Origin of the sequence: Streptomyces sp. NPDC007095, from assembly GCF_040634475.1 — a bacterium.
GTDB lineage: Bacteria > Actinomycetota > Actinomycetes > Streptomycetales > Streptomycetaceae > Streptomyces.
This window is the reverse complement of sequence record NZ_JBEYFS010000327.1, coordinates 1-9366: the sequence shown is the minus strand read 5'-3', so window position 1 is coordinate 9366 and position 9366 is coordinate 1. Positions and strand designations below refer to the sequence as shown.

General features: G+C 70.0%; 8 protein-coding genes and 1 pseudogene. 3 read left to right on the top strand and 6 right to left on the bottom strand.

Translation table 11 applies throughout. From position 1 onward, the window contains the following. The 4 genes from ABZ656_RS53295 to ABZ656_RS53280 form a co-directional block, all read right to left on the bottom strand. Window positions 1-1230: TerD family protein (locus ABZ656_RS53295; RefSeq protein ID WP_360279326.1), on the bottom strand; the 1230-nt coding region annotated here is incomplete at its 3' end. Window positions 1231-1274: 44 nt separating this feature from the next. Then, on the bottom strand, window positions 1275-1853 hold the full coding sequence (locus ABZ656_RS53290; protein WP_101405777.1) for a TerD family protein: 579 nt from the start codon (window positions 1851-1853) through the stop codon (window positions 1275-1277). Window positions 1854-2013: 160 nt separating this feature from the next. After that, a complete protein-coding gene (gene uvrB / locus ABZ656_RS53285; RefSeq protein ID WP_101405776.1) occupies window positions 2014-4143 on the bottom strand; it encodes an excinuclease ABC subunit UvrB in 2130 nt (709 codons plus the stop codon). Between the two features lie 40 nt (window positions 4144-4183). Continuing rightward, window positions 4184-5050 (bottom strand): MHYT domain-containing protein, encoded by an 867-nt coding sequence (locus ABZ656_RS53280; protein ID WP_360279322.1) that lies wholly within the window; start codon window positions 5048-5050, stop codon window positions 4184-4186. Between the two features lie 279 nt (window positions 5051-5329). Here ABZ656_RS53280 and ABZ656_RS53275 point away from each other — a divergent pair, with 279 nt between their 5' ends. The 3 genes and pseudogenes from ABZ656_RS53275 (at window position 5330) to ABZ656_RS53265 (ending at window position 8349) form a co-directional block, all read left to right on the top strand. Next, window positions 5330-6205, top strand: coding sequence for a glycerophosphodiester phosphodiesterase family protein (locus tag ABZ656_RS53275; RefSeq protein WP_101405774.1), 876 nt, complete (start codon window positions 5330-5332; stop codon window positions 6203-6205). Window positions 6206-6298: 93 nt separating this feature from the next. Next, window positions 6299-6853 (top strand): methylated-DNA--[protein]-cysteine S-methyltransferase, encoded by a 555-nt coding sequence (locus ABZ656_RS53270; RefSeq protein WP_101405773.1) that lies wholly within the window; start codon window positions 6299-6301, stop codon window positions 6851-6853. A 219-nt stretch (window positions 6854-7072) separates the two neighbouring features. Beyond that, window positions 7073-8349 (top strand): annotated as a pseudogene (locus ABZ656_RS53265) (MFS transporter). 13 nt (window positions 8350-8362) lie between these two features. Here the strand turns inward: ABZ656_RS53265 and ABZ656_RS53260 are convergent. Next, window positions 8363-8725 carry a cupin domain-containing protein gene (locus tag ABZ656_RS53260; RefSeq protein WP_360279317.1) on the bottom strand — a complete coding sequence of 121 codons (363 nt, stop codon included), beginning with the start codon at window positions 8723-8725 and terminating at the stop codon, window positions 8363-8365. A gap of 57 nt (window positions 8726-8782) precedes the next feature. After that, window positions 8783-9211 carry a VOC family protein gene (locus tag ABZ656_RS53255; protein WP_101405771.1) on the bottom strand — a complete coding sequence of 143 codons (429 nt, stop codon included), beginning with the start codon at window positions 9209-9211 and terminating at the stop codon, window positions 8783-8785. Window positions 9212-9366 lie beyond the last annotated feature (155 nt).

The following is a 9366-nucleotide window of genomic DNA, read 5'->3' as shown; positions in this document are numbered from 1 at the left end:
CTGGGCCCCTACCTGCGCCTGGTCGCCATGGACGGGACCACGGCGGCGGCCTCCGCACCGAGGAACCCGGCACCGACGATCACGAGTCGCCGCGGCCTGGTCGACCAGGCCCGCGCGCTTGGCCTGGGCCGCCTCACGCGCGGCGTCGCCCTGCCCGCCGATCCGGCTGCGCGGGTCGGACAGGACCTTGTCGAGCTCCTGCTCCATGCGTGAGTCGGCGAAGTCGACGGCGCTGCGATACGCGGCCGTGGTGCGCGCCAGGTCCTCGAACATGCCCCACACCTGGTTGTAGAGCCGCTCCTCCATGGACCAGCCGGTCGCGTCACCGGCGACGGGCTGCGCGGGCTGCCCCGGCGCGGCCGGTGGTGCGGCCGGCGGAGGCGGGGGCGGCGCGGCGGTCTGCCTGCCGGGGTGGCTGTAGTCGACCGGGCCGCCCGTGGGAGCGGACGGCTGGGTGACGGCGGAGGCGTCGGGCTGCGCGGGGCCTCCCGGGTAGCCAGACTGCGGCACCGTGGCTCCTTGCGGACCCGGCGCGTCGTACGGGGACTGCGGCGGTACGGTCCCGAAGGCGCCCTGCGGTCCGGCGTACGGCTGGTCCGGTCCCGGGGCCGAGGCGGCCGCCTGCCGTGAGCGGTCCGTGTCCACCGTACGCGGCGGGGGTGCCGACACCGAGCGGGCAAGCCCCTGGGCCACCGCTTCGTTGATGCTGCCCGCGAGCTGCTGGGCCTCGGAAAGGCCCTGGTCGGTGAGGAGTTCGGCGAGGCCGCCCGCGTAGCCCTGGCCGACCGCGCGTACCTTCCAGGCGCCCTGTCTGCGGTAGAGCTCCAGGGCGACGACGGCCGACTCCGTGTCCAGGCCAGTGATGGTGTAGCTGGCGACCTCGGAGCCATCGAGGCCGGTGACGGCGAGGAACGGGGCGGCGACGGCCCCGAACCGGGCAGGGCCACCGGCACCGGTCGGCAGTGCGAGCAGCACGCTGACGCGGTGCACGGTCCCCGGCAGGGCGTCCAGGTCGAACGCGAGGCGGTGGTCGGCCGCCGCCTGCTTGGAGACTTCGAGTCCGGGCAGGGTCGGCGCGCCCGGGTGAGCCACCCATTCGACGCCCCGGACCCTGCCCTGCTCGTCGCTGAGCGTGGCCCCGGCCACGATCGGCCGGCCGGCCGATACGCGGACCTCAAGACGGGCCTGGGAGAGCGGGTGGTTCTGCCCCCGGACCAGCTCGGCCGTCATCGCCTTGTCCCCCGTGTCGCTTCGTGTGCCGGGCGCCGCGCTGCCTACAGGTGCGGCAGGATCGCGGGCATCAGGTCCTGGAAGGTACGGCCGTTGGCCGGTGTACCCAGGGCCGTCATCTGCCAGCCGGGGCCCGCGCGGTGCACCTTCGCCATGATCTGGGCCGTGTACTGGCCGCCGCCCGCGAGCGTGTAGCGGGCGAGCTCCTGGCCGTTGCTCTCGTCGACCAGACGGCAGAACGCGTTCTGCACTTCCTGGAACGTCTGGCCCGTGAAGGAGTTCACGGTGAAGATGATCTGGTCGATGTGGACCGGGACGCGCTGGAGGTCGACGAGGATCGCCTCGTCGTCGCCGCCCTGGCCCACGCCACCGACCAGGTTGTCACCGGTGTGCCGCACGGATCCGTCGTCGCTGACGAGGTGACGGAAGAACACCACGTCGACGGGCTGCTTGTCCGCGAACAGCACGGCGGACGCGTCGAGGTCGATCTCCCGGGTGCGCGAGCCGAACAGGCCGCGCCGGGGAGCCGCCTGCCAGCCGAGCCCCATGCGCACCGCGGTCAGGGTGCCCCCGTCGTTCTTCTGCAGACTGATGGCCTGACCCTTGGTCATGTTGACCGTCACGCGCTGTTCCCCTCTCGAGCTGTCCCCTGTTGCCGCGGAGTCCGCGGATGTCCAGAACCCTACGCAGCGCCGACGACCGTGCCGAACCCTGGGGCGCGCTTTGTGTCGGTGTTGCAACACAGCGCGCATCCGCCGAGGTCCGGCACAGTAGACAGGGGCCTCAGGCCAGGCCCGCCTCCTTCATCTGACGCAGCTCCTTCTTCATCTCCGACACCTCGTCGCGCAGCCGTGCCGCGATCTCGAACTGGAGGTCGGCCGCGGCGGCCCGCATCCGCTCCGTCATCTCCTCGATCTGCTCCGCGAGTTCGGCCGCGGGGCGGTCGGTCGGCACCGTCTCCTTGGCCTTGCCCTTGGCGGACTTGGCCGCCTTGCCGCCGAGCGAGGGCACGGGGGCCTTGGCTCCCTTGCCGTCCTTGCCCTTGCGGTATCCGGAGCCGAGCAACTGCTCCGTGTCGACGTCCTCGCGGGCGATCTGCGCCACGATGTCGTTGATCTTCTTGCGGAGGGGCTGCGGGTCGATGCCCCTCTCCTCGTTGTAGGCGACCTGCTTCTCCCGGCGGCGGTTGGTCTCCTCGATGGCCTTCTCCATCGCCGGGGTGATCCGGTCGGCGTACATGTGGACCTGGCCCGAGACATTGCGCGCCGCACGGCCGATGGTCTGGATCAACGAGGTGCCCGAGCGCAGGAAGCCCTCCTTGTCGGCGTCGAGGATCGACACCAGGGAGACCTCGGGCAGGTCGAGGCCCTCGCGCAGCAGGTTGATGCCGACCAGGACGTCGAACTCGCCCGAGCGCAGCTCGCGCAGCAGCTCGACGCGGCGCAGGGTGTCGACGTCGCTGTGCAGATAGCGCACCTGGATGCCGAGCTCCAGGAAGTAGTCGGTGAGGTCCTCGGCCATCTTCTTGGTGAGCGTGGTGACCAGGACACGCTCGTCCTTCTCGGTGCGCCCCCGGATCTCGTGCACCAGGTCGTCGATCTGTCCCTCGGTGGGCTTGACGACGACCTCGGGGTCGATCAGGCCGGTGGGGCGGATGATCTGCTCGACAAAGCCGTCCCCGCGGGAGAGCTCGTACTTGCCGGGCGTCGCCGACAGGTAGACGGTCTGGCCGATGCGCTCCTGGAACTCCTCCCACTTCAGGGGGCGGTTGTCCAGGGCGGAGGGCAGCCGGAACCCGTGGTCGACGAGGGTGCGCTTGCGGGAGGCGTCGCCCTCGTACATGGCGCCGATCTGCGGCACGGTGTTGTGCGACTCGTCGATGACGAGCAGGAAGTCGTCCGGGAAGTAGTCGATCAGCGTGTTCGGCGGGGAGCCGGGTTCGCGGCCGTCGAAGTGCATCGAGTAGTTCTCGACGCCGGAGCAGGAGCCGATCTGGCGGAGCATCTCCAGGTCGTACGTCGTACGCATGCGCAGGCGCTGGGCCTCCAGGAGCTTGCCCTGCTTCTCCAGCTCGGCGAGGCGCTCCCCCAGTTCCTTCTCGATGTCGTTGACCGCGCGCTCCATGCGCTCGGGGCCCGCCACGTAGTGGGACGCCGGGAAGACGTAGACCTGGTTGTCGTCGCTGATGACCTCACCGGTGAGCGGGTGCAGCGTGGAGAGGGCCTCGATCTCGTCGCCGAACATCTCGATGCGGACGGCGAGTTCCTCGTAGACCGGGAAGATCTCGATCGTGTCGCCGCGGACCCGGAAGGTGCCGCGGGCGAACGCCACGTCGTTGCGCGTGTACTGGATGTCGACGAAGCGGCGCAGCAGGTCGTCGCGGTCGATCTCGTCGCCGACCTTGAGGCTGACCATCCGGTCTACGTACTCCTGCGGCGTGCCGAGGCCGTAGATGCAGGAGACCGAGGCGACCACCACGACGTCGCGGCGGGTGAGCAGCGAGTTGGTCGCGGAGTGGCGCAGGCGCTCGACCTCCTCGTTGATCGAGGAGTCCTTCTCGATGTAGGTGTCCGACTGCGGGACGTAGGCCTCGGGCTGGTAGTAGTCGTAGTACGAGACGAAGTACTCGACCGCGTTGTTCGGCAGCAGCTCGCGGAACTCGTTGGCCAGCTGGGCGGCCAGCGTCTTGTTCGGTGCCATGACGAGCGTGGGGCGCTGGAGCTTCTCGATCATCCACGCGGTGGTGGCGGACTTTCCGGTGCCGGTCGCGCCCAGCAGGACGACATCCTTCTCACCCGCGCGGATGCGCTTTTCCAGGTCGGCGATGGCCGCCGGCTGGTCACCGCTCGGCTGGTAGGGGCTGACGACCTCGAAGGGCGCCACCGAACGTTCGATCTTTGATACGGGCCGCATGGGTTCCACCGTACGACCCCGCACTGACAACGGGCCCGGATCACCGGTTCTGGGGGGTGCGTGAGCTGCGGTGGCCGCGCTCCCGGCCGGCGCGCGGCAGAGGGCGGCGGCCGACGTACTGGACCGTGGGGTGGGCCGGGACGCCGGGCCGGTGCTCCGTGGGCCTCCAGTCGGGTTTGCCCATGACCATCAGCGGGTCGAACATCACGACGACGCCCGCCAGACACAGGAAGACCAGCGGGCCGATCATCATGGGCGCGAGCAGTGCGGCGGCCGAGTCGCCGCCGGGACTGCTGGACGCGCCGTGAAGATGGACACTGAGGGCGGCCATGCCCGTGTAGTGCATACCGCTGACGGCCAGCCCCATGACGAGGCTGGCGCCCACGCTCCAGAGGAATCCCCGGACCTGCCCCGCCGCCCACAGAGCGGCGGTGGCGGCGACGACGGCTATGACCACCGAGGCGGAGACGGTGAGGGTGTTGTACTCGAGGTTCCCGTTGAGGCGCATGCCGGCCATGCCCAGATAGTGCATCGAGGCGACTCCCAGACCGGTGATGGTGCCCCCGGTGAAGAGCGCCGTCCCGGTGGCGCCCCGGTAACCCACGATGAAGATCCCGATGCCGACCATCACGATGGCCACGCCCAGGCTCGCGAACGTCGTCGGCTTGTCGTAGTGGACCGGGGTCTCCTTTACGGTGAAACCCATCATGGCTATGAAATGCATGGTCCATATGCCCGAGGCGATCGCCACCGAGCCGAGCGCGAGCCAGCCGGCCCGCCAGGAGTGGGCGACGAGCATCGATCTGGTGGTGCAGCGCAGGCCGAGCGCTCCGCCCAGGCAGGCCATGAGGTACGCCACCAGCGGTGTGACGAGTCCGTAACTGAAGCCGTCGACCGTGCCCTGCATGCGCGGCTGCCCTTCCCGCCCTTTTACACCAGAAATTCCCGGAAATGCCCCCACCCTCAGGACCGAAATAACGGTCAGGGTCGAGGCAGAGAGTATGACTCTCACCTGAATGGTCGAACGATTTTCCGGCAAAGAATCACGACCTCGCCGCACCTGTGTGATGCCGGTGAGCGGACTTGGTCAACTCCATTCAATCCGTGTCCGTCCCGTACCCCTCCGTCGTTGACTCTCTGCTGTCACTCTTGACCTGTCTGTGATCGCTCGACGCGAGGAGTACGTATGCACGCGCGCGTTGCCGCCGCCACGACCGCCGCGTTTGTCGGGGCAACCGTCCTGATACTGCCCACCTCCCACGCACAGGCCGGCTCCCTGCGCAAAGCTCCGCTGATCGTCTCGCACCGCGGAGCGTCCGCCTACGCGCCCGAGAACACCCTCGCCTCCATCGACAAGGCGGCCGCGATGGGCTTCGGCTGGGTCGAGAACGACGTCCAGCGCACCAGGGACGGCGAGCTCGTCGTGCTCCACGACGCAAGCCTGGCCCGTACGACCGACGTCAAGAAGGTCTATCCCCGCCGGGCTCCCTGGAAGGTCGAGGACTTCACCGCGGCGGAGATCGCGCGCCTGGACGCGGGGAGCTGGTTCGGTCGCCGGTACGCGGGCACACGTGTGCCGACGCTGAAGCAGTACATGAACCGCGTCTCGCACAATCACCAGAAGCTCGTGCTGGAGATCAAGAACCCCGAACTCTATCCGGGTATCGAGCGGCAGACCCTCAAGGTCCTGAGCAACGAAGGCTGGCTGGATCCGGACCATCTCAGGAACCGGCTGGTCGTCCAGAGCTTCAGCGAGCAGAGCGTGCGGACGGTCCACGAACTGCGTCCGGGCATCACGACGGCCTTTCTGGGCAAGCCGTCGCTCGCGCGCCTGCACGAGTTCGCACGGTTCGCCGATCTGATCAACCCGGACCACACCTCCCTCTCGTCCGGCTATGTCTCCGCGGTCCACTCGTTCGTCGGACCGCACCGCCGGCCGATGGAGGTCTTCGCCTGGACCATCGACGACGCGGACACCGCGCGGCGCCTGGCGGGTTACGGCGTGGACGGCGTGATCACGAACAAGCCCGACGTGATCCGGAGCGCTCTGCAACAGACCTGAACAGGTTGCCGGCGGGCCTCTCGCCCGTGGTGCGGACGCCGGGCGGCGTCCGTGCCGCGGGCATTGTCAGTGGCGGATCGTACGGTGGATCGCATGAACAGCGATGGGCAGGACGAACAGCGGGTCGTGTGGGCCGTCGTCGGCACGGACATCGGTCCGCTGCTGCTGGCGGCGACACCGGACGGCCTGGTGAACGTGGTCTTCCACGCCACGGACGCGGTGCGCGACAAGGCGCTCGAGCGGCTCGCCGCGCGTCTGGGCACCGAGCCGGTCGAGGCTCCCGGGTCACCGCTCCTGGCCGAGTCGATACGCCAGGTCGCGGCGTACTTCGCGGGCGAGCGGCGGAACTTCGAGCTGCCGCTGGACTGGTCGCTGATCTCCGGGTTCAACCGTCAGGTGCTGCGCGAGCTGGCCGCGGGAGTTCCGTACGGCGGGGTCGTGGGCTATGGCGACCTGGCGCGACGGGTCGGCCAGCCGGGCGCGGCGCAGGCCGTGGGCGTGGCCATGGGCTCGAACCCGCTGCCGGTCGTCGTGCCGTGCCATCGGGTGGTGGAGAGCGACGGCGGCATCGGGGGGTTCGGGGGTGGCCTGGAGACCAAGCGGAAGCTGTTGGCGCTGGAAGGGGTGCTGCCGGAGCCGTTGTTCTGACGGACGGGACCGGCGGCCGGCGGCTGGCGGCTGGCGGCTGGCGGCTGGCGGCTGGCGGCTGTGCACGGTGCCTGGCGTGCCCGGTGCGGGCTGCCGTACCTGCCGGACCGGCGGAGCCGACAGCGCTCATCGCTCGCGATATCCCTTGTTCATGTGGGGGCGCGGGCTGGAAACTGCGCCGGTGACCCCAGCCGATTCCAGCGCATCCCAGTGTTCGCCGTGACCTCCGTCGAGCGGCAGCTCGCCGTACCCGTGGACGCCGAGGAGATACCGGCGCTGCGCGGCGCCGCATCACCGCCGTACTCATCGCCGGTCAGATCCTCGGCGGGCTCGGCGTCGCCACCGGCATCGCGCTCGCCACCGTGCTGGCCAAGCAGGTCAGCGGCACCGAGTCGCTCTCCGGGCTCGCGCCCACCGCGACGGTCACCGGGACGGCGGTGCTCTCCGTGCCGCTGGCCGCGCTGATGACCGCGCGAGGGCGCCGACCGGGCCTGGTGCTGGCGTACCTCATCGGGGCGTCGGGAGCGGGCGTCGTCGTGGTCGCCGCGTGTCTGGGGAGTTTTCCGCTGCTGCTGCTCGGCATGGCGGGCTTCGGCGCGGCCTCGTCGGCGAACCTCCAGGCGCGGTTCGCGGCCGCCGATCTGGCCGAGCCGCAGCGGCGTGGCCGGGCCATCTCGAACGTGGTGTGGGCGACCACGATCGGAGCGGTGCTGGGGCCCAACATCGCCGCGCCCGCCGGACGCAGCGTCTCCGGGCTCGGGATACCCGAGGCAGCGGGGCCGTTCCTCTGGGCGGCCGGGGTCTTCCTCCTCTCCGCGCTGCTGATGGCCGTACTGCTGCGTCCCGATCCCCTGCTGACCGCCCGGGCGCTGGCGCCCGTCGAGGAGCAGTCGGCTCAGGCGCGTTCCATCCGCGCCGGTTTCGCCGCGGTCGCCGCCTCGCCGCGGGCCAGGCTGGCGCTCGTGACAGTGGCCGTCTCGCACACCGCGATGGTCTCGATCATGTCGATGACCCCCGTCGACCTCGGACACAACGGGGCGAGCATCGATCTGATCGGGCTGGTGATCAGTGGCCACATCGCGGGCATGTACGCGTTCTCGCCCCTCATGGGGCGGCTCTCGGACCGGCTCGGGCGGCTCTCCGGGATCGGGCTCGCCGTGGGCCTGCTGGCCTGCGCGGCGCTCCTCGCGGGCACGGCGGGCGGCAGCCACGGGCAGATCGCCGCGGGGCTCTTCGTACTGGGCCTCGGCTGGTCGTCCGGGCTCGTGTCCGGCTCGGCGCTCCTGACGGACTCGGTGCCCCAGGCCGCGCGGGCCGCCGCGCAGGGGGTGTCCGACCTGACCATGAACACGGCGGCCGGTGTCGGTGGGGCGACCGCCGGTCTCGTCGTCGCACAGGCGAGCTACGGGTGGCTGAACCTCCTCGCCGCGTGCCTGCTGGTGCCGCTGGGCGGGCTGGCGCTGTTCACGCGGCGCCGAGGCCGAAGCCGCCGGTGAGCGCCGAAGGGTCTCAGAGGCTGATGTGGTACGCCTTGCGGAGCGTCTCGTGCACGGTCCACGTCGTACGGTCGCCCTCGCGCAGCACGACCGCGTCGCCCGGACCCACCTCGATCACGTCACCACCCTCGACCTCGATCGTGGCGCGGCCGCTGACGACGACGAAGAGTTCGTCGGCCTCGGTGTCCGTGACCACGCCGGGCGTGATCTGCCAGATGCCGCGCAGTTGCTTGCCGTCGGCCGACTCCCACAGCACCTTGCCGCTCACCACCGGGTCGCCGGAGACGATCTGAGTCGGGTCCAGGGGCTCCGGTTCCAGCTCGGCGTCGGGGATGTGCACGGCGAAGGACGGGGTGGCCTGCGTGTTCATGGTCATGAGCGGTCACCTTAAGGGCATGCGAGAAAGCCTCACGCGCAGGGTGGCCGGAAGGCCCTAGTCGTAGTGGCGTGCCTCGAAGACGTTTCCGTCCGGGTCCTGGAAGTAGAAGCTGCGCTTGGCCATGCCACGGGCGCCGAAGGAGTCGTACGAGAAGCCCGAAAGGGGGACGGACCGTTCCTCCAGACGTGTGTGCAGCGCGTCGAAATCGGCTTCCCGGAAGGACAGGCATACGTGGTTGACCGGGTGCCCCGCGCTGTCCGCGGCGCCCGGGATCATGTTCATGTACGCGGCCATGGGGAGGGCCATGAGGTCGAGAATGGTCTCTTCATTGAGGCGCACGGAGGGAAACGGTGCCTTCCCCTCCGCGTATTCGGCGACCCTCACGGGTTCCAGGCCGACCGTCTTCTCGTAGAAGTCGGCCGAGGCAACCGGATCGCGCACCCAGAGGACGACATGGTCAAGACGTGCCGAGTTGTCCGTCATGCCCCCAGGCTGGTGTCGTACGCCGCAGGTCGCAAGGGTTTGACCGGGCGCGCCGCCCGCCAGAGATGAGGAAAGGCGGCAGACAGGAGGCAGGCACGTGATCGTGGTGTCCGAAGAGGTGCGGGAAGCGCTCGACGCGCGCCGGCCGGTGGTGG

What these genes read in the sequence shown, in the direction of transcription:
- uvrB (WP_101405776.1), bottom strand. Translation starts at nt 4,143, where the DNA reads ATGCGGCCCGTATCAAAGATCGAACGTTCGGTGGCGCCCTTCGAGGTC.
- ABZ656_RS53260 (WP_360279317.1), bottom strand. Translation starts at nt 8,725, where the DNA reads ATGACCATGAACACGCAGGCCACCCCGTCCTTCGCCGTGCACATCCCC.
- ABZ656_RS53275 (WP_101405774.1), top strand. Translation starts at nt 5,330, where the DNA reads ATGCACGCGCGCGTTGCCGCCGCCACGACCGCCGCGTTTGTCGGGGCA.
- ABZ656_RS53280 (WP_360279322.1), bottom strand. Translation starts at nt 5,050, where the DNA reads ATGCAGGGCACGGTCGACGGCTTCAGTTACGGACTCGTCACACCGCTG.
- ABZ656_RS53255 (WP_101405771.1), bottom strand. Translation starts at nt 9,211, where the DNA reads ATGACGGACAACTCGGCACGTCTTGACCATGTCGTCCTCTGGGTGCGC.
- ABZ656_RS53270 (WP_101405773.1), top strand. Translation starts at nt 6,299, where the DNA reads ATGAACAGCGATGGGCAGGACGAACAGCGGGTCGTGTGGGCCGTCGTC.